Source organism: Staphylococcus sp. SM3655, from assembly GCF_016917315.1.
GTDB lineage: Bacteria > Bacillota > Bacilli > Staphylococcales > Staphylococcaceae > Staphylococcus > Staphylococcus aureus.
The window spans coordinates 1-19913 of the sequence record NZ_CP070305.1; the positions used below are offsets into that span (position 1 = coordinate 1).

26 protein-coding genes and 1 pseudogene are annotated in these 19913 nt (G+C 31.3%); 5 read left to right on the forward strand and 22 right to left on the reverse strand.

Annotated elements, in window-relative coordinates:
• Positions 1 to 254: 254 nt before the first annotated feature.
• The 18 genes and pseudogenes from JQN76_RS00010 to JQN76_RS00090 form a co-directional block, all read right to left on the reverse strand.
• Positions 255 to 860, reverse strand: a complete 606-nt coding sequence (locus tag JQN76_RS00010; RefSeq protein ID WP_000368755.1) for a DUF3885 domain-containing protein — start codon at positions 858 to 860, stop codon at positions 255 to 257.
• A 13-nt stretch (positions 861 to 873) separates the two neighbouring features.
• Entirely contained in the window at positions 874 to 1623 is a 750-nt protein-coding gene (locus JQN76_RS00015) for an SAR2788 family putative toxin (protein WP_000708297.1), read from the reverse strand.
• Positions 1624 to 2433: 810 nt separating this feature from the next.
• Positions 2434 to 2535, reverse strand: a pseudogene (locus JQN76_RS14300) (DUF3102 domain-containing protein); the annotation flags it as partial.
• A gap of 681 nt (positions 2536 to 3216) precedes the next feature.
• Positions 3217 to 3786 carry a terminase small subunit gene (locus JQN76_RS00020; RefSeq protein ID WP_001293079.1) on the reverse strand — a complete coding sequence of 190 codons (570 nt, stop codon included), beginning with the start codon at positions 3784 to 3786 and terminating at the stop codon, positions 3217 to 3219.
• Entirely contained in the window at positions 3783 to 3995 is a 213-nt protein-coding gene (locus tag JQN76_RS00025) for a pathogenicity island family protein (RefSeq protein WP_072326620.1), read from the reverse strand. The genes JQN76_RS00020 and JQN76_RS00025 overlap by 4 nt, the downstream gene beginning before the upstream one ends.
• Positions 3996 to 4126: 131 nt before the next feature.
• On the reverse strand, positions 4127 to 4654 hold the full coding sequence (locus JQN76_RS00030; RefSeq protein WP_001836980.1) for a spore coat protein: 528 nt from the start codon (positions 4652 to 4654) through the stop codon (positions 4127 to 4129).
• A 50-nt stretch (positions 4655 to 4704) separates the two neighbouring features.
• Entirely contained in the window at positions 4705 to 4923 is a 219-nt protein-coding gene (locus JQN76_RS00035) for a capsid morphogenesis B protein (protein ID WP_000448775.1), read from the reverse strand.
• A 17-nt stretch (positions 4924 to 4940) separates the two neighbouring features.
• The gene (locus JQN76_RS00040) at positions 4941 to 5519 is read right to left on the reverse strand and encodes a hypothetical protein (protein ID WP_000846292.1); all 579 of its coding nucleotides are present in this window, start codon (positions 5517 to 5519) and stop codon (positions 4941 to 4943) included.
• A gap of 11 nt (positions 5520 to 5530) precedes the next feature.
• Complete coding sequence (locus JQN76_RS00045; RefSeq protein WP_001161659.1) at positions 5531 to 5872, reverse strand: hypothetical protein; 342 nt, start codon at positions 5870 to 5872, stop codon at positions 5531 to 5533.
• A 346-nt stretch (positions 5873 to 6218) separates the two neighbouring features.
• Positions 6219 to 6860 (reverse strand): pathogenicity island protein, encoded by a 642-nt coding sequence (locus JQN76_RS00050; protein WP_001836978.1) that lies wholly within the window; start codon positions 6858 to 6860, stop codon positions 6219 to 6221.
• A 1-nt stretch (position 6861) separates the two neighbouring features.
• Positions 6862 to 7134 carry a hypothetical protein gene (locus tag JQN76_RS00055; RefSeq protein ID WP_001149387.1) on the reverse strand — a complete coding sequence of 91 codons (273 nt, stop codon included), beginning with the start codon at positions 7132 to 7134 and terminating at the stop codon, positions 6862 to 6864.
• Entirely contained in the window at positions 7121 to 7924 is an 804-nt protein-coding gene (locus JQN76_RS00060; protein ID WP_000148374.1) for a bifunctional DNA primase/polymerase, read from the reverse strand. Before JQN76_RS00060 ends, JQN76_RS00055 begins: the two co-directional genes overlap by 14 nt.
• 175 nt (positions 7925 to 8099) lie before the next feature.
• A complete protein-coding gene (locus JQN76_RS00065; protein WP_000344761.1) occupies positions 8100 to 9716 on the reverse strand; it encodes a hypothetical protein in 1617 nt (538 codons plus the stop codon).
• 74 nt (positions 9717 to 9790) lie between these two features.
• On the reverse strand, positions 9791 to 10090 hold the full coding sequence (gene tscT / locus JQN76_RS00070; RefSeq protein ID WP_001103943.1) for a type II toxin-antitoxin system toxin TscT: 300 nt from the start codon (positions 10088 to 10090) through the stop codon (positions 9791 to 9793).
• A gap of 2 nt (positions 10091 to 10092) precedes the next feature.
• Positions 10093 to 10302: a type II toxin-antitoxin system antitoxin TscA gene (tscA, locus tag JQN76_RS00075; protein ID WP_001058486.1), complete on the reverse strand. Its 210-nt coding sequence runs from the start codon at positions 10300 to 10302 to the stop codon at positions 10093 to 10095.
• Complete coding sequence (locus JQN76_RS00080) at positions 10295 to 10441, reverse strand: hypothetical protein (RefSeq protein ID WP_000784875.1); 147 nt, start codon at positions 10439 to 10441, stop codon at positions 10295 to 10297. The genes tscA and JQN76_RS00080 overlap by 8 nt, the downstream gene beginning before the upstream one ends.
• A complete protein-coding gene (locus tag JQN76_RS00085; protein WP_000459698.1) occupies positions 10438 to 10755 on the reverse strand; it encodes a helix-turn-helix domain-containing protein in 318 nt (105 codons plus the stop codon). The genes JQN76_RS00080 and JQN76_RS00085 overlap by 4 nt, the downstream gene beginning before the upstream one ends.
• Before the next feature lie 3 nt (positions 10756 to 10758).
• Positions 10759 to 10971 carry a helix-turn-helix domain-containing protein gene (locus JQN76_RS00090; RefSeq protein WP_000794315.1) on the reverse strand — a complete coding sequence of 71 codons (213 nt, stop codon included), beginning with the start codon at positions 10969 to 10971 and terminating at the stop codon, positions 10759 to 10761.
• Between the two features lie 173 nt (positions 10972 to 11144).
• Here JQN76_RS00090 and JQN76_RS00095 point away from each other — a divergent pair, with 173 nt between their 5' ends.
• Positions 11145 to 11777, forward strand: a complete 633-nt coding sequence (locus tag JQN76_RS00095) for a helix-turn-helix domain-containing protein (RefSeq protein ID WP_000616253.1) — start codon at positions 11145 to 11147, stop codon at positions 11775 to 11777.
• Positions 11778 to 11785: 8 nt separating this feature from the next.
• On the forward strand, positions 11786 to 12958 hold the full coding sequence (locus tag JQN76_RS00100) for a site-specific integrase (protein WP_000179352.1): 1173 nt from the start codon (positions 11786 to 11788) through the stop codon (positions 12956 to 12958).
• Between the two features lie 68 nt (positions 12959 to 13026).
• Here JQN76_RS00100 and groL read toward each other — a convergent pair whose 3' ends face one another.
• Both groL and groES read right to left on the reverse strand, forming a co-directional pair.
• The gene (gene groL, locus JQN76_RS00105; RefSeq protein WP_000240645.1) at positions 13027 to 14643 is read right to left on the reverse strand and encodes a chaperonin GroEL; all 1617 of its coding nucleotides are present in this window, start codon (positions 14641 to 14643) and stop codon (positions 13027 to 13029) included.
• Between the two features lie 75 nt (positions 14644 to 14718).
• Positions 14719 to 15003: a co-chaperone GroES gene (gene groES / locus JQN76_RS00110; RefSeq protein ID WP_000917289.1), complete on the reverse strand. Its 285-nt coding sequence runs from the start codon at positions 15001 to 15003 to the stop codon at positions 14719 to 14721.
• A 174-nt stretch (positions 15004 to 15177) separates the two neighbouring features.
• On the opposite strand from groES, the gene mroQ reads away from it, so the two are divergent.
• Positions 15178 to 15921, forward strand: coding sequence for a CPBP family intramembrane glutamic endopeptidase MroQ (mroQ, locus tag JQN76_RS00115; RefSeq protein WP_000197635.1), 744 nt, complete (start codon positions 15178 to 15180; stop codon positions 15919 to 15921).
• Between the two features lie 24 nt (positions 15922 to 15945).
• Here mroQ and JQN76_RS00120 read toward each other — a convergent pair whose 3' ends face one another.
• Positions 15946 to 17205, reverse strand: coding sequence for an SdrH family protein (locus JQN76_RS00120; protein WP_000120323.1), 1260 nt, complete (start codon positions 17203 to 17205; stop codon positions 15946 to 15948).
• 196 nt (positions 17206 to 17401) lie between these two features.
• Here JQN76_RS00120 and JQN76_RS00125 point away from each other — a divergent pair, with 196 nt between their 5' ends.
• Entirely contained in the window at positions 17402 to 18028 is a 627-nt protein-coding gene (locus JQN76_RS00125) for a nitroreductase family protein (protein WP_000522384.1), read from the forward strand.
• Between the two features lie 360 nt (positions 18029 to 18388).
• The gene (locus tag JQN76_RS00130) at positions 18389 to 19174 is read left to right on the forward strand and encodes a carbon-nitrogen family hydrolase (protein ID WP_000867940.1); all 786 of its coding nucleotides are present in this window, start codon (positions 18389 to 18391) and stop codon (positions 19172 to 19174) included.
• 595 nt (positions 19175 to 19769) lie between these two features.
• Here the strand turns inward: JQN76_RS00130 and hld are convergent.
• Complete coding sequence (gene hld / locus JQN76_RS14095) at positions 19770 to 19850, reverse strand: delta-hemolysin (protein WP_000046022.1); 81 nt, start codon at positions 19848 to 19850, stop codon at positions 19770 to 19772.
• Between the last annotated feature and the right edge of the window lie 63 nt (positions 19851 to 19913).

The window sequence follows — 19913 nt, forward strand, 5'->3', positions numbered from 1 at the left end:
CCATAACGGTTCAAAACTTTAGCATCATAAATAACTATATCAGCTCGATACTCTATAATCTTTGAAATTTTATTAGCGTGTACGCTATTTCTATAGTTATCTAAAGTGAAATCACGAGATATTACATTGCTATTAATAGCTTTCTTTTTAATCCCTGTATCTAGAACTGCAATTTTAGTCTTTTCCTTCTTGCAATTATAGTTCAAACATATGAATATAGATGATAAAATTAGTATTATTAATATTAATAAATTTTAATCAATTTCATCGCTTACATCAAACAAGAGGTTACTGTATTTTTGGGAGTAATTTGTATATGACTGCTTATTTATAAAATATAGCCAAAGCCCCCTATCATCATACAAATGGTACAATATGCCTCTTTCACTATCCATTAAATATATATCTAAGTAATTATCTTTTTGATTAATCGTCGGGAATAAACCTTTAAAATCTTGATTGCAAATCGCTCTCGCTAACTTTTTATAATTTAAATCCTTCAAACTCTTATTTTTAAAAGCAAATACATAACACTGGATGCCTTCATCGTTAATATATTCTTTAAAACTCGGCGTTTCGTCATTATTGAAATAACTAAACTTTTCTTTGAACCTAGTTTTTTTAAATGAATTTCCATATAAATAATATACTAGAACTATATCAATAGTCTTACTTTGTTGAAATAAATCTTGTAAAATTTGAATTGCATTTCTATGAATCTTTGTAAAATAATTTTTGTTAAAGCTTTTTCCATCATCTAAAAAAGGATATTCACCTTCACTTAAATCTAAATGCATTGCATTTTCAACTTCAGAAAAATTCAAATCACTTACTGACATACAATTAATAATATTATCCATTTTTTATATCATCCTATTTACGAAGTATTTTTCCATCTTTAGTTAAAGTGGCTTTTCTAGTACCACTTTTATCCAACAATTTCCAATACGATCCTCCATGAGGCTCCCCTTTATTCCTTGAAATTGACCACCCAGTTTTAGGATCTCTATAGACTGGGTTTTTACCCTTTACTTTTTGAGTGAACTTTCCGATATCCACCCCTTTACTAGTTAGAAGTCTAGAGTTTATTCCTTTCGCTACTTTATGCGTATTTGATTTTATAGCGTTATTCACAGCTTTTTTACCATACTTTTTAATAGCCCATTGAATACCATACCTTGCAGCCATTACTGCCACTACTACTAAAGGCGCAGCAGAAGCTTCAGCCAATCTTGTATCAAATTCATGCTCCTCACCGGTTGAATTATCTATTAAAAATCCAGCTATGTCTTCTTCATCCGCATAGGTTAAATCAATTGTATAATCTACTTGTTTAGATTCTTCTACATTAGAGATTTTTCCAGATAAATTAATGTCTCCTGCATTAAAATCATTAGTTAATACAGTATCTAAATTTATTTCATTATTATTTATTGATGTAGAAAGACGTGATACTTCGCCAATTTTATTCTCACTAATTTTTGTATTTTTAACGCTTTCATTTACTTCTATATTTTCTTTGATAATTTTATTAGATGCATCTGTATTTGAACTCCCAACCCCAGATAAAATCAAGGATATTATTATTGTACATATACACAATTTCGAAAAATAAATTTTCATATTTACCCCTCCTAGATATTTTTAAATATCATAATATATTTTCAATATTCTTTCATATCTATAAATTAGTAAATATGCAACAAAACAATTTAAATATATCTTTATACTTTTAGAGTGTTTGCACTCTTGAAAAGTATTATCACAAAAAGCCTTATACTCTGTGCAAAATCAATTCTATCAATACATTTTCAAAAACACTCACTTATTAAATAACATTTTATAAAAATGTAAGTTTGACTTAATATTTTTAAACTTTTAGTTAACACCTCATTCCATCACATCCGATTATATTTACTTAAAACAGGACTGCACCATTTTATTAATACTTCTAGACTAATAACCCCAAACAACTATAACTGTAATATTATATATTCCTATTACAAAAAAGACAGGTACCGAAGTACCTGCCTAGAGCATTCCAAACTATTAGGAGCGCAGGCTATTAAAAGCGAGCGCAATAAATACTATATCATATTCTCTATGTTATTGAAACTAAATTAATACCTTTAATTCCTAAGAAATAAGTAAGGACGTTGCCCCTCCCGTTTATACAATACCCATAAATAACATCTATATAACTAATTTATGCAATTTTACAAGGCTCAAAATTGAGCTCTGCCGTTAAATTCATAGTCTTTTCATCTGGCGTTTTATTTTCGCCGTTTGATGTAATGTGTTCTTTGGTGCATTCTGGTTCAAAAAGAGTTGCTTATTAGTATAAAATACTTGCGCCCATATATCACACTGGTGGGACATTTAATTCTGGATTTTCAGCTATTTTCATAAATCTATTAGCTGATAATTAGCTTAATCCAATTTTTCAAGCCATAGCCTAAATTCTCCATGTACCAAATCATTCTCTTTAACATGTTTCAATCTTCGGCCAATCTCAAAGATAGATTGACCAGCGATGTTTGAGATTATATTTCACGAGGTCACATTTACAGTTAAAGTGTATTTGTGCGTGGTTCCCATTCCTCACTGCAACACAAAGCGTTTCTAAGCGCATAATATCCTTAACATACTTAATAGATCTAATTAAATTAATGACTCTTAACATTTAAGAATAATATTCTAACGCTTAGGCAAAAAAGTACTATTTTTAAGCCTAGCCGTCATAATTATCTAAAAACTGAGGTGAATACTATGTTAAATACTATAGTTACATATTTCTTTATCTTTATTTTTGTTTTTTTTCCTATTTTCTGTATATTCTTTTTTGTAATTACTTTAGTTAGAGACTTAACAAGAAACTTCAACAATTTAAAAGTAAAATATATTGTCTCAACCCATAATAAAACTGGTAAAACAATACTTGAATTACGTTACTTTATATGGGAACTTAGAAAGCGTAAGTATTTTATAAATCTCATAATGAACTCTGAAGTTATTTATTTAGATGGAAATATACAAATTACTAGAGGTGTGTACTATAAAGACGTACCGCCATTAAATAATTTCAAAAACAAATCGTTTTTTCTTAAGTCTATACGAATTTTTGAAAAATAATATCAAAGCTACCAGAATAGGTAGCTTTTCACTTTGAACTTCATATAATATTAATTGCTATACATCCAAGTAACTTTTATTAAATCAATCCTCTAACGGAATATCATCCACAATCACAGTATGATTAGGGTTAGCGTTAGATACATCTTTCACTGCCTTATCTAACTCCTCATCTTCTCCGTCCCATTCACCAATATTAATGAATATAGGCACATTCCCGTTAATATCACGCTTATCTGTAAATAACTTATGGTATTTACCCAACATATCACGAGCTTTTAAACGATCACTTGGCTTAATTGGTACCTCTATCAGTTCAACATGTTCATTATAGACTAATTGTACTTTGCCACTTTGTGGATTCTCTTTATATTCCCCACGCTTGACCACAACTTCTTTCGTTTCTGTTTCGTCACCGACTGCCGCATTCGTAAGCACATGTAGTAACTCTTTTGCAGTTAATACATTCTCATCTATAATCTTATCTTTTTGTTCTTGTATATATTGCTTGATGTGTGGCTTCTTTAATAACCTACACCCTGTCACATGTGCACTATTTGCGCTATAACCTGCTTTTATGGCACTTTGTGTCACATTAAGTGTTCTTATATACTCATTCACAAAACGCGCTTGCTTTGCCGTTAACTCACTCATTCTATCACCTCCACAATTTTATCTAATAAGGTTTCATACCATAATCTTACAGATTGTTCAGAACAATCTAAGACACTACTAATATCTTGATAACTACGTCCTTGTATTAAAGAATCGAAAATATAAAACTCTTTATCATTAGCTACTCGGTCAACAATCATTTCTAAGTGATTCTTTATAATATGATCATCAACATTATCGTCTGTCATCCATTCATTAGAATTTTCATCACCTATTGAAAAGAATTCATCAGTATTTATATCATCATCTATTAATACATCACTTCTAGTTCGCTTATGATAATCACACACGAAGCCTTTTATTTGCTTTTTATCCATTGTTACACCACTTTTACATGTGAAGATTGATGATAAGCATTTACTCGTGCAATCTTGCTATTTTCAATTGCTATATTTCTTTGTTTTTGACGTTCTGAACGTTGTTTAATACTTGCTTGATACAAATCACCCTGTAAGCGTTCAATGACGTTGTAGGGCTTATATCGTCCATTTGAACGCATATATTTTACAACTTGCTTCTGCTCTCTTTCTGTATAATGATTTAGTACCGTTTTCAACAACACCATATTACTTATAGATCGATTTTTATAGTTTTGTAATCTTGCCTTTGTTTCAATAATTTTGATAACTAGTTTTTCAATTGGATATGAGACAGACACGACCCCCATTATTTCATCACATGTTGTTGTCGATGCACTCATATGGTACATACTTTCAATTTGGAATTCACACATCTTAATTTTCTTATTAATAAATGCTGGGTTAAATTGCGTTAATAGTTGATAATCAGATAATTTATTGTCACCATTACGATAATATAAACAATTCTTCGTTTTAAGCAGTTTCATTTATTCACCCCTATAAACAGAGCCTACCCGAATTGGATAGGCAATCATTGCTATTTAATAATCCTGTTTTGCTTAGCTAAATTTTGTAGCGTTGTACCATATTGCTTTTGCTTAGACTGTTCTGATTGTTGTAACTCACTTGAAATCTCCTGCATATTGTTTTTAATATCCAAATCAACTGCATTTATTAATAGATTTGTATCTTCTTCATTTAAACCAAATGCATTTGCGACCTTTTTAGTATTATTTAACTCGTATTTTGTTTCCATTTAATTACCCTTTCTTTTTAACGTTTTAAAAACAACTTGTTATTGTGTTCGTATGGCAAATCATTACCATTAATATATGATGTAAATATATTTTCTCTAAAGTAGCCATTCAATGCTTCCCTAGCCTCTTTATCATCATATAATTGTTCTTGACTATAAATACTCGCATATTGCTGATGCTCATCTTCATATCTATCATTAATATCTTCTATTTCATCAATGATCTCATTATATGCATCGACTACCTTTTTTAATTTACCTAAAGCTGATTGTTTTTCTGATTCATATAATGATGACAACTCGCTTTGATGTTTTAATAACTCAATTGTCTTTTGATATTTAACTTCTTTCGATACACTTTTCTTTGTCTCTAAGCGTTTATTAAGTGCTTTTAGTTTCTTTTCATCAGCATCTGTTCCTTGATATAGGTTATCTGCCTTGTCATCTTGTCCATCCATGATTAACTGTTTGTATGTGGACTTATCTAACTTTATTTTACTTTCCAATGCATTACGCTCTTGTTCCAATTCTTGTATAGCCTTGCGTTGATCTAATACAAATTGGTTGTATTCTTTAAAGTACGATTCAGTTTTCATTTTTATCCCCTTTACACTTCAATTCGTTTCAAAGCTTCATAGCGTTTCATACTGCCATCAGCTAGCTTTTTAATACTTATCATCGCTTGTTGCTTTTCTTGTTCTGTCGTAATAATGTAGTAACCACGTTCACTAGGTTTATAACTACATCCGATAGGATAGCCATAATCATATACTAATGAATTGATTACTTTTCTTAACCATCGTTCATTGCTTGAATTATATTCATATCCTAATTGATTTAAGATTTTAGTTTTAGTAATATACTTATTGGACGTATTTTTTATCACATTGAAAACTTGCAGGTGTTCGGTGGGTAAATGATACGTCTCTTTTTCTACGATACCTTGCATTTCTACACCTCTTTCTTTTGATTATTCCATACCTAAATTATACCATTTTTACAGGTCTAAAACAAACTTACGTTCGCTTTGAGTCGCGTTTTATCAGTTGTTTAGCTTGTCGCATATAACGCTTATAAAACCACATTAAATAATTAATAAAGAGCCTTTTACATCACAGCAATACAGAACTTAAGTTCGATATAATAGAGCGAACAAATTGCGAACAAACTTAACTTTTAGACTATACCAAAAACACAAACTTTAGCTTGTATTAGCATCACCAAAATTCGTATACATTGCTATAACCTTATTATTTTTATTAGGAGCCACACACTACATGTGACCCCTCATAACATTATTTACTCAAGCTATAGTAAGACGCTTTTAGATTATTCAATTTACATTCTAAAGCCTTGTAATACTCTTGTGTCGCATTCTCATCTTGTACAAACTCAGTTACTAATCTCAACCCCTCAACTAACTCTGGTGCTGGTTCATTGATTCCTGTAGCTAACTGATACAACATTTCAATATTCGCTATCACATCAGTATTACTCGATTGAATGCCCTCAAGTGTATCGGTATCAAATCCATTTTCTAGGTACTCAAACACATCACTATTATTTGATTCTGCATATGTTTGTAATCCATACATAAAATACTCATCTTCAAATAATTGACTGGCCATCATATCACTAATAGAAAGCTGTTTACCGTCATGTAATTCATAACCTACATAATGACCTTCTATACTTCTTATAAGCCCCTCAGTGTGCTTAGGTGACGCTAATTCAAATGATTGCCTTACTTTACAATCTTTAATATATACATGACCGAATAACTTCCCATTCATCATCACGTATGCCATATCAAATGGATCATTGTATAACTTAAAGCAACATGGTTGCACTTTACTATGTTCTAATAATCCTGTGTAGTACCTTAGTAACGTGCCTGCTCGTGTTTCAAATTGGTTTACAATAGTTTCTATGTTCATATCACTTACTCCTTTTTATATAATTTAAATAACTCTTTAATCTAGCTAGCACTAATTCAAAACTTCCTGAAGCTATAACTTTGTAACTTGTTCTTTTATTTAATTTAGGAATATAACTCTCACGCCATGCAGTCCAAGTGTTATCAATATATTCTAAATAAACCGTTGATAAATAACTTATTGAACAATAGTATATTTCGTTAGATATACCAGTTATTAAACCAATCCTTTGAGCTTGTTCGTCTAAATTGTAATCCTCTTTAACGGCTTGCACTTCTAACAGTCGCCTCCCAATCTCTCTCCGTAAATACATCGCCGTTTTTATTATCTCCAATCAATACACGTAACGGCTCAATATCTACGTTACATTGAATCGCATAACTTACTGCTTTATATAAATCATTGTTCCTATATTCACTTTGACCGTCTATAATGCGTTGATATGCACGTTTTCCTTCTCCACCTTTGCCAATTCTTACGTGACTAAAACTATAATTAGGTAGTGCTCGTCGAATGGAATATGGCTCTAATACTTGTTGTTTGTAATTACCAGCTTTAGAAAATATTCGTTTCTCAAACTCTCCTTGATACTCAGTTACATTGACACCGTTATGAGCGTATATACCTTTAGCTGTTTGACTACCTGCAAGCACAAAATAATTATTGGGATGTGCTTTGATATCAACAGACGGTAAATAACCTATCTTCTGACCGTATTCGATATTGTCATGCTTTTTAAATATGATGTGTTTTCCACCACTAGCGGTTGTTTGTACTAACGTATTTTGTGCATTGGTAACAAGTTCTTCGTAATATGGTATTTGTTTTAAACTCTCAAAACCATTCTTACCATCATCATGATTTACATCAATATCGATACACCATACACCACGTGTTAATACACCCAATACATTTGTTTTATGATAAATATTAGAATGATATTCAATGAATTCATCCGTTATATCTTTATCAGCAAATGAAACAGTTGGCTTTTTGTGATTGTTAAGTGGTATCACTTCAATATTCTTTTTCAATAATTGTTTTGCTACATGATAACCTGTCATTGTATACCTCCTTTGTAGGTAACCAGTAACTCTAATAACTCTTATTTTTACCTATATCATCAACAACATCAAAAGTTATCGATTAATGTTACAGTAATAAGAGTTATATAGGTTACCAATTGTTACAACGCTATTTTTAGAGTTACTATATAAGTTACCTAGAGTTACAGTAACCTTAGTGTTCAGAAATTAGTTCTAAAGCCATATTAAATAATTCAATGTTTCCAACTTTATGAACTTTTGTATTTACCCCGTCTATTTTCTTTTGATTATTGATACTAATGCCAATTTTCCTCATATCTTCTTTAGCGTTCTTGTAACGTAAACTTGAGTAATCTTGTTCTATCAAGCGTTGTAAAGTTACATCGCCTGCTAATATAAAGCCTTGTTTTGATAACAATCTGATCATAGTAATTTGAGTTTCAGTCAATTCATCTTCATTAAAATAATACTTGAGCGTTACATCCTTAAATTTAAATTCTCTTCCATTTTCTTTTAAATATTCCAAACTCGCTATTAAGAATGACACTGACGCAATAACTGAAATGTTGCCATTAGGTTGTATATAATCCCAATAAGGCTTAAAGATCTGATAACGTTCTTCATCAGTTTCATTTATGGGTCTATCCTTTAGCGATATTTTAACTGTTCGCGTTGTATTGGCTGTAATTTCACCAGTATCGACACTTTCATTTGTATCTAGTATTAATACGGCGTTATTTTTAAATGTAAATGCGTTTCTTCCAATGCCCCGTCCAGAAATTGTTTCACCTGTTGCTATTTTTCTTAATATGCGCATCATTTGTTTAGTGATTTCACCTGTCTCATTAGCATGAGCTATATCTGCACCGTAAAAATTCATCCACTCATTTGCCGATTCAAAACCACCAGAAATAAGGCTATCAAAATTAACTTTGTTCACTGTCATCAATTTTTCAAATGTAGCCATAAACAAACCTTTTCCAGAACGACCAAAATCTTTAAGTAAAAACCACTTTTCTGCTTGTATCAATTTCATTTTTCGATACATTGTATAAGCGTGTGTTAGCATTAAATTGTTTTTACTCTTTTCATTGTCAGTTACTAAATCAAAGAAGTTTCTGGGTATTTCTAAATTGATATCTTTAATATCTAGGTCATATTTAATTGAGTAGAGCTCATCACTTTTTAATTTTTGTTCTGTAAGCGTTAAATTTTGGCAATCATATACCCAGTCATTACCTGCAATGCAATATGGATAAATCTTAAAGTTATGAGTTACATTTAAATGTTCGCGGTAAAGCTCTAACATCACATCTAAGAAATCATCAATATAGTACTTGTTATCAACTGGATAGGTTAACGCAAAGTTTGTATTGTCTATCACTTCATACTGGTTATTCTTAACTATAATAAAGCAGTCTAGTTGTTTTGAATAAATGACCCTGTCAGAAATTAGATCAGCTATAAAACGTGCATAGTTATGAAAATGACTAGTTTTAAACGTAGATTGTTTTTCTTCTTCACCATTTTTATCAACAGTCTTGATATTGACGGTTCCATAAACAAGCCCAATTTCTTTTGGTTTTATGGTATAATCTAAAGTAAGATTACTAATATAATCACCTGCAACATTATCTTTTTCTCGGTGATATACATTTCCTTTGTTATTAAAAACTTGTCTATCTGTTGAGATTGATGCAAAGTTTATACGCTTGCTTATCTCTTTTATCCTAGATAGATTAATCGTTGAAACATAATCTAATTTAGAATGAAATTCGAAATGTTTTTTATAAAGTGATACTTCGTCCATGTAGTCATCCTTTCGATATCATTTTATTTTTGTTAATATATTTACTAGTATTTATTTAAATAAATACGTAGTGTCTATGCGTCATCTGATTCTGTCGCCAAACTTACATCAGATGATGCTTTTTCTATTTCATGAAATTTTTGTATAAGTTCATCGAACTCTTTTAAATAAACCTGTAATAACTCAACTGTATGTTCATTTTGTATACGATGTTCTAAATAGCTAGCAGAAAAATTAATATGTTCCCGTTTTGTTTCTAATTCATTTTTTACAAATCTATCTTCAACAAACCAAGCATGTTTGGTAGCTACATCATTAATTTTTTGTTTTATCACTTCAATGTCACACATTAAATCTTTAATTTCCCAATTCATTTTTATTCTCCTTTCTCTAATTGAAAATTATTCTTTAATTCTTGTGCGCACCATTTCATTATCAATTCTAAGTGCTTTTCACGACTGATCTCTGAAACCACTTCAATACCATTAACATATTCTGTGTGTTCGTAACTTTCCAAATTATTCATGACACTTAACTCAAGTTGATAAACCAAGTGTTCTATTACTTCTTTTTGTTCATTATTCATTTTCTAATCCTCCTGTTAAATTACATCCTAAAGTTATTAGCCAAGCATAAACGCTAAAAGCGACATACATGTTAGATATTGCTAGTAATAAAATTGTTAACAATGAAACTAAGCAGATATAAGCTAAATACATTTTCATTGCCTTGCCTCCAATAACTTTTTGATATTGACTTGTTTAAAGTCGTTACTCTGGATATTCATGTGAGCAGTAAGCTGTTCCATGAATTCATCTACATCAGACTTTTTGAATCTGTACGTAGATCCGACCATATAATATTTCATGCCATTATTAATAAGTAATTCTTCAATAGTAGGCTTACTTAAATTCAGATAGTTAGCCAACTCTTTATAAGTCATAAAATATTTCTCTTTCGCTAATTCTTCTACACGTGCATTAATAGCTTGTTCAAGTATCTCACGGGCTTCATTTTCATCAATATTAATATCGAACATTGGTTATGTCTCCTTTCCATTATTATCAATTCCGAAAAATTCATTAGGTGTAATTTCAAGATACTTACAAATTTTCATAATAGTAGACGTATCAGGGTTCTTAGTTTTTTCATGATACAAACCGTATAACGTTGTTTTAGCTATTCCAGTACCTAAAAATACATCAGCTATTGAAAGTTTTTTAATAGCTAGAATTACTCTAAAATTATTTTTCATATCGACTCACTCCTCAATAACAGATTATTGTTTTATTTTTTCGAACTCTGTTATTAATGTCATTGTACGATTATAAATAATAGTTGTCAATACTCAAAACTATATTAGTGAACTCTGTTTTTTTTTAGTGACTTATAGTAAGATGAATATAAATACAAATAGAGGTGAAAATTATGATTCAAAGTAGACTATCTGTATTGATGGCTGAAAGAGGTTTAAAAATCTCAGATCTATATGAAGAAACTGGTATTTCAAAAACTACTTTAATGGCAATTGCTGAAAATTCTGGTAAAGGAGTTCAGTTTGATACTGTTGATAAGTTGTGTAATTTTTTAGGTGTCACACCATGCGAATTTTTTGATTATTCGCCATATATAGTTGAAACCAAAAAAAGTGATTTTAGTGAAGGTAACTTACAAGGAATTGAAATTGGAATAAGAAAGCAAAATTATGAAAAATACTTTAACTTAGATATATATGTTGAGAGTGGAAATTCATATGATATACCTTTCAGAAGAGGAGAATTTGATTATTATATCACTTTAGTATTACAATATTCAGACCATTACAATGATAAAGAGTTTTATAATTTCCTTTCTAATATGAACATTTCATTTAGAACAGATTTTATCAATAAATTAATTAAAGAAGTTAAGTTACAATTAACAGATTTAGTTTCAAACAAACAACCTTCTAAGGTTATAGGCGGTAATAAAACAATTCAATTTCAATCAAATGATTACATCGCCTTGAAGTTATTTGCGGATAGTGAATATGAAACTTTAAAAAAATTCCGTATTAAGTAGGTGATTAAATGGCAAGTTATGAAAAACGCGGAAGTACATGGCGTTATCGTATATCACTAGGAAAAGACGCAAAAACGGGCAAATATAAATATATTTCAAACTCAGGTTTTAAACGCAAATCAGACGCTAAACACCACGCTGAAATGGTAGAACGTCAATTAAGAACCGGTGATTATATCGCACCGTCCACATCTACATTTAAACAGGTTGCTAACGATTGGCTTAAACAATATGCTAACGAGGTAAAAGTAAGTAGTGTCAGAGCACGCGAGAAAGCCATACACCACGCCATAGAACGCTTTAACAATAAACCAATACAAACTATCAATAAACATGATTATCAACGCTTTGTAAATGATATAAGCGCACAGTATAGCAAGAATTATATTGATAGCATTATAGCCTCTACGAATATGATATTTAAGTACGCATATGATATGAAATTAATAAGAATACTGCCTAGCGAAGGTATTAAACGACCTAAAAAGAAAGTTAGTGTGGAAGAATTAGAAGATACTGAGATACATAAAAAGTTTCTTGAAAAAGATGAATTATTTCAATTCCTGGAGGTTGCTAAAAATCACCATTCACCCCAAAACAGCTTTGAGGTGTTTTGTACATTAGCATATACAGGCATGCGTGCAGGTGAATTATTGGCATTGAAGTGGTCTGATATAGACTTTGAGAATAACACTATCAATATTACAAAGACTTATTACAATCCAAATAACAATAAAAAGCAATATCAAATACTTACACCAAAAACTGAAAGCTCAATCGGAAAAATTTCAGTGGATCCTCATGTGATTAAATTACTTAAAAATTATAAAACCGACGTGCAGGACACATGGAAAAACGAATTGTATGTAGATAATAATTTCGTTTTTACTGATGTTAACGGCTACCCTCTTGTAATTAAAAAACTACAATTATGGATAAAAGCTATACTTAAAAAGACTGACATAACTAATAAACAAATAAGCACTCATTCATTTCGTCATACTCATTGTGCGTTACTTATAGAGGCTGGTGTGCATATTAAGGAAATACAAGAACGCTTGCGCCATAAAGATATAAATACCACTATGAACATCTACGCTAAGATTACGAACTCATACAAAAAAGACGCTTCCCAAAAGTTTAGTAAACTCATGGAAAACGTCTCAAAAGATTTATTTTAAAATTTCTATGACCAAATTATGACCACCCAATATTACAAACTTTATAAAATCAGCGTTTAACAGTCATTTTACATCATTCCTGGCATGCCACCCATGTTAGGTTGGTCATTATTTTTTTCTGGAATTGATGCTACAACCGCTTCAGTCGTTAAGAACATTGCTGCAACACTTGCAGCATGTTGTAATGCTGAGCGTGTTACTTTAGTTGGATCAACGATACCTTCTTCTAACATATTAACCCACTCGTTTGTAGCAGCGTTAAAACCAACACCCGGCTCTGCGTTTTTCAAACGTTCTACAATAACAGAACCTTCTAATCCTGCATTTTCAGCAATTTGACGAACTGGTGCAGTTAATGCTTTAAGTACAATATTTACACCTGTTTCAATGTCACCTTCAGCTTCAATTTCACTTACTTTTTGGTAAACATTTACTAATGCAGTACCACCACCTGCAACAATACCTTCTTCAACTGCTGCACGTGTAGAATTTAATGCATCTTCAATACGTAATTTACGTTCTTTAAGCTCTGTTTCACTTGCTGCACCTACTTTGATAACTGCAACACCACCTGCTAATTTAGCTAAGCGCTCTTGTAATTTTTCACGATCAAAGTCAGATTCAGTTTCTTCAATTTGAGATTTCAATTGGCTAACACGTGCATCAATGCTGTTTTCGTCACCGTCACCATCAACAACAGTGGTATTATCTTTAGTTACTTCTACTTTACTTGCAGTACCTAACATATCAATTGATGCATCTTTTAAATCTAAGCCTAAATCATCAGTAATCACTTGCGCACCAGTTAAAATAGCTAAATCTTCAAGCATCGCTTTTCTACGATCACCAAAACCAGGTGCTTTTACTGCAACAGCTGTAAATGTGCCACGCATACGGTTTAGCACGATATTTGTTAATGCATCGCCTTCAACTTCATCAGCTACAATTAAGATTGGACGATTAGATTGAACCACTTGTTCTAATAAAGGTAAGATATCTTGGAAAGACGAGATTTTCTTATCTGTTACTAAAATGTATGGGCGTTCTAATTCAGCAACCATTTTATCTGAATCAGTAACCATATACGGTGATTGATAACCACGATCAAATTGCATACCTTCAACCACTTCTAGTTCAGTGTTTAGTCCATTTGATTCTTCAATTGTAATGACACCATCGTTACCTACTTTTTCCATAGCTTCAGAAATATAACGTCCAATTTCTTCATCTGCTGCTGAAATCGCACCTACTTGCGCAATTTCATTTTTATTTTCAACTTTTTGAGAATTTTCATGTAACGCTTCAACAGCAACTTTAACTGCTTTGTCGATACCTTGTCGTAAACCAACTGGGTTCGCACCACTTGTAACATTTTTCAATCCTTCTTGAATCATTGCTTGAGCTAATACTGTTGCAGTTGTAGTACCGTCACCTGCAATTTCATTTGTCTTATTTGCGACTTCTTGAACTAGTTTAGCCCCCATATTTTCATATGGATCTTCTAATTCGATTTCTTTAGCAATCGTTACACCATCGTTCGTAATTAAAGGTGCTGTAAACTCTTTATCTAATACAACATTACGTCCTTTAGGACCAATCGTTACTTTAACTGCATTTGCTAATTGGTCTACACCACGTAACATTGCTTGACGTGCATCTTCAGAGAATTTCAATTGTTTAACCATAAATGATAAACCTCCATTTGTTTAGTCATATTTCATTTTCGTTCTTTACAATTTATCTATGAATTAAGTTCTGTATTATTCAATAACTGCTAAAATATCTTCTTCATTTAATACCAGATATGTTTCATTATCTCGTTTAACTTCTGTACCAGCATATTGTTGGAACACGACACGGTCCCCTTCTTTCACTTCAGGAGTCACTCTTGTACCATCATTTAATAGACGTCCAGTTCCTACTGCAACGATAACGCCTTCGTTTGATTTTTCTTTAGCACTATCAGTTAAAACAATACCACTTTTAGTTGTTTGTTCTTGTTCTTTTTTCTCAATAATCACACGATTTCCAATTGGTTTTAGCATGATTGTTCCTCCTTAAAAAACCTAAAGTTTAGCACTTAACATTAAAGAGTGCTAACATACATTTATAATAATCAAATTTGGTCAAAATTTCAAGTCATAACCTTTTAATTAAGTTTTGTAACTTCAAGTTATTTACGATAAAATAAATTATAAACAAATATTTGGAGGAAAATTATGACAAGATTATGGGCATCATTGCTAACTGTTATTATTTATATATTGTCTCAATTTTTACCGCTTCTCATTGTAAAAAAATTACCATTTGTACAATATAGTGGCATAGAACTGACTAAAGCAGTCATTTACATACAACTTGTTCTATTTTTAATCGCCGCCACGACGATTATTTTAATTAATTTAAAAATTAAAAATCCAACAAAATTAGAATTAGAAGTTAAAGAACCTAAAAAATATATCATTCCATGGGCATTGCTTGGATTTGCATTGGTAATGATTTATCAAATGGTAGTGAGCATTGTATTAACGCAAATTTATGGTGGACAACAAGTAAGTCCTAATACAGAAAAGCTAATTATTATTGCTCGAAAAATACCTATATTTATCTTCTTTGTATCTATTATTGGTCCTTTATTAGAAGAATATGTATTCAGAAAAGTAATCTTTGGAGAATTATTTAATGCGATTAAAGGTAATCGTATCGTGGCATTTATTATTGCTACAACAGTAAGTTCATTAATATTTGCATTAGCACATAATGATTTCAAATTTATTCCAGTTTATTTTGGCATGGGTGTCATTTTTTCATTAGCATATGTTTGGACAAAACGGCTTGCTGTTCCAATTATTATCCATATGTTACAAAACGGATTTGTCGTTATATTCCAATTACTTAATCCTGAGGCTTTGAAAAAAGCCACGGAACAAGCGAATTTTATATATCACATTTTTATTCCATAATAAAAAAAACGAATCACACACGGATTATCGTCGCTGTGATTCGTTTTTATTTTTCTTTTTATTTCGCTTTACAAATAAGAATAGCATGATTGAAAATACCACCATCATAGAACATACAATTGCTAGCCAACTTTTACTATATGCAGTTGACGCACTTTTCTTATTATCTTCTTGTTTTTTAACTACTGTAAAATCGTCTTTTTCATGCGGTTCAAATGAGCGTTGTTTTGAATCCGGCTTATCTTCGGGCTTTTTCAAATCTGGCATTGATCCAATTTCACCAGTAATTAATGCGAGTACTTGTTCATCTAAATTACGATAGTACCTTTCTGATTTCAATGGATTGAAATATTGGAATCTAAAGTAATTCGATTGCTGTTGTAATCCATTTAAATATGCATTTCCGCTGAAATTTTGTTTTCGAATAATATTATAAATGTCTTCATCAGTAACTTCTCCATAATCTTTGCCCAACTTATTAATTTGATTTAAAATATACGGATTATACTTGTAAGCCCCATTTGCCAAGGCTAAAAATCGTTGGGATACAAAATCATTACCAGTAGGATTTTGTGAGTTTCCTTGATTCCCATTTGGTTGCCATTGACCTTGATTAGATCCATCTGAAGCATTTGGGTTCCATGTCCCCCCATTTTTCGAGCCACCAGAATGATTGGAATCCCCATGTTGATCGGGATCTGGTGACGGGTTAGGATTTGGCTTATTAGGGTCTGGTTTTGGATTCGGATTTGGCTTTGGTTTATCTGGATCTGGTTTTGGATCCGGATTTGGCTTTGGTTTATCTGGGTCTGGTTTTGGATCTGGATTTGGTTTCGGGTTATCTGGATCTGGTTTTGGATCCGGATTTGGCTTTGGTTTATCTGGGTCTGGTTTTGGATCCGGTTTTGGTTTCGGGTTATCTGGATCTGGTTTAGGATTCGGACTTGGGTTTTGGTTATTTGGGTCTGGTTTTGAATCTGTACTTGGGTTTTGGTTGTTTGAGTCTGGCTTCACATTATTCGAATCAGGATTAGCATCACGACTATTCGAACCTGTTCCTTCATTACCCGTTTGATTTGATTCGTGAGGTGTCCCAGTCTCATTATTATTCATTTCACTATTTACTGATGGTGAAGTTATATTATGATTCAAATTAGTAGTTGGTTTTTCTCCATTTAAGTTATCCTTTGCTTCAACTGTGTACGTTGCAAGCCCTAAACTACTACTACTTAAAATTAAAATACTTGTTGAAAGTAACATTTTCTTAAACCAATGATATGACATTTCACGAGACACCTCCCTTTTTCATGTAAGTATTAATCTAAGTATAATAAATATGCGTTGAAAATGCATTTATATTTGGAATTTGAAAATGAATATTAATATTCTTGAAATTTTCGTAAATATTGCTTTACAAGTACGAGTATAAATTTTATACTTAATCTATTAAGTATTCTTTACTAAAGAAGGAGCAATAATTATGGGCTTATTTAAAAAAGATAAAAAAGCAATGACTTTTGACAATGCAATGGAAGAAAGACGTTCAATATATAATTTGAAAGATTCGATATCAATTAGCGATGACGAATTAGAATCAATGATTGCACATGCAGTTAAACATGTTCCTTCATCATTTAATTCTCAATCAACTAGAATTGTTCTCTTGTTAAATGACAACAATAATAAATTTTGGGATAACACAAAAGCAATTTTAAAAGAAGTCATGGGAGAGAATCGTGATTTCGAGCCAACTGAACAAAAAATTGATAACTTCAAACATTCATACGGTACAATTTTGTTTTATGAAGATCAAGATGTTGTAAGTGGTTTACAAGAACAAATGCCAAACTACTATGATAATTTTGCAATATGGTCAACTCAAACAAATGCCATGCATCAATTTGCAATTTGGACTGCATTAGCTACTAAAGGCATAGGTGCTTCATTACAACACTATAATCCACTTGTTGATGAGATGACTTCAAATGAATTTAATATTCCTAAAAGTTGGAAACTTATTGCTCAAATGCCATTTGGTGATATTCGTGAAGCTGCTGGCGAAAAAACATTTAATCCAGTGGAAGATCGTTTCGTAATAAAAAAATAATCAATATATTGTTAGGAATGGGACAGAAATGATAAAGAATCATTAGTTATTCATTATGTAGTAGTTCTTACACATTAGCCGCTGCTAATGTGCACTTAAGAATAGGAATACATGAGTAAAACTCATGTATAAGAAATACTAATTTCTAAAGAAAAAGTATTTCTTTATGTTAGAGCCCACCCCAACTTGCATTGTCTGTAGAAATTGGTGTTCCAATTTCTCTATGTTGGGGCCCCATCAACTACTGTCAATATAACATTGTAGAGCCTAGGACTTTGATTTTATGTCCTGGGCTCGTTTTTTGCGTTTCAACATAACTTTTAGTAAGTTATATATAAGATCTATCAAGGATGTGATGTTATGAAAGTCCAAATTTATCAATTACCGATTATTTTTGGAGATAGTTCTAAAAATGAAGCTCAAATAACGCAATGGTTCGAAAAAAATATGAATGCTGAAGTAGATGTAGTCGTTTTACCTGAAATGTGGAATAATGGCTATGATTTAGAGCATTTAAATGAAAAAGCAGATAATAATCTAGGACAAAGTTTTTCATTTATTAAACATTTAGCTGAAAAATATAAAGTCGATATCGTAGCTGGGTCAGTTTCTAACATTAGAAACAATCAAATATTTAATACAGCTTTTAGTGTGAATAAAAGTGGCCAGCTAATTAATGAATACGACAAAGTTCATTTAGTTCCTATGTTAAGAGAGCATGAATTTTTAACTGCTGGCGAAAACGTAGCTGAACCCTTTCAATTGTCTGACGGTACTTATGTGACCCAACTTATCTGTTATGATTTACGTTTTCCAGAATTATTAAGATATCCTGCTCGCAGTGGTGCTAAAATTGCATTTTATGTGGCGCAATGGCCTATGTCACGTCTTCAACATTGGCATTCATTACTAAAGGCACGTGCAATTGAAAATAATATGTTTGTCATTGGAACTAATAGCACTGGATTCGATGGTAACACAGAATATGCTGGTCATTCGATAGTTATAAACCCAAATGGAGATTTAGTTGGAGAATTAAATGAATCCGCAGATATTTTGACTGTAGATTTAAACTTAAATGAAGTAGAACAGCAACGCGAAAATATACCTGTATTTAAAAGTATTAAATTAGATTTGTATAAATAAGAAGCGCCCGAAATAATATTTAACACATGTCATGACTAAACATAGATTTATGAGAGATTTTTCATAAGTCTATGTTTATTTTTTATAATAGATAACTCAGTAAGAACCCATTTCGCCCTTTGCAAATGAATGATTTTCTTAATTAAATTGATTATTCTTTTGACCTTTTCCAACATTAGACTTATTCAAAAATTTTAACGGCGGGTCTCATAATGATGATTAACTCATCCCTTCTTCATTACAAAAAAGGCCGCGAGCTTGGGAGGGGCTCACGACCATACTTATTATTAAGGGAATGTTTTACAGTTATTTTTTCAATCTATTTTTGGGGATGTTATTAATTATGAAAAAAATTTTATTTATCAAATAATGATAAATCGATGTTGTTTACGATAGCTTACATGCTAGAAATAATTATCTGTAATGATAATTAAGAAAAATACATAGCACTGAGTCCAAGGAAACTAACTCTACTAGCAAATGTTACTCACTTGCTAATTTTACATGGTTATTAAGTTGGGATGGCTTAATAACTCATACTTTTAGTACTATACGAAGATAACAAATTTACAATGAAAGTAATTAATTATTCATCTTATTTTTTAGTGAATTTGTTCACTGTGTCGATAATCCATTTTACTAAGTCACCGATTGTTGAAATGATATCTTGTGCCATTGAAATCACTCCTTCCTTAATTAAGATAAAAATTCTTAAAATTAAACAACTCATCAACTATTT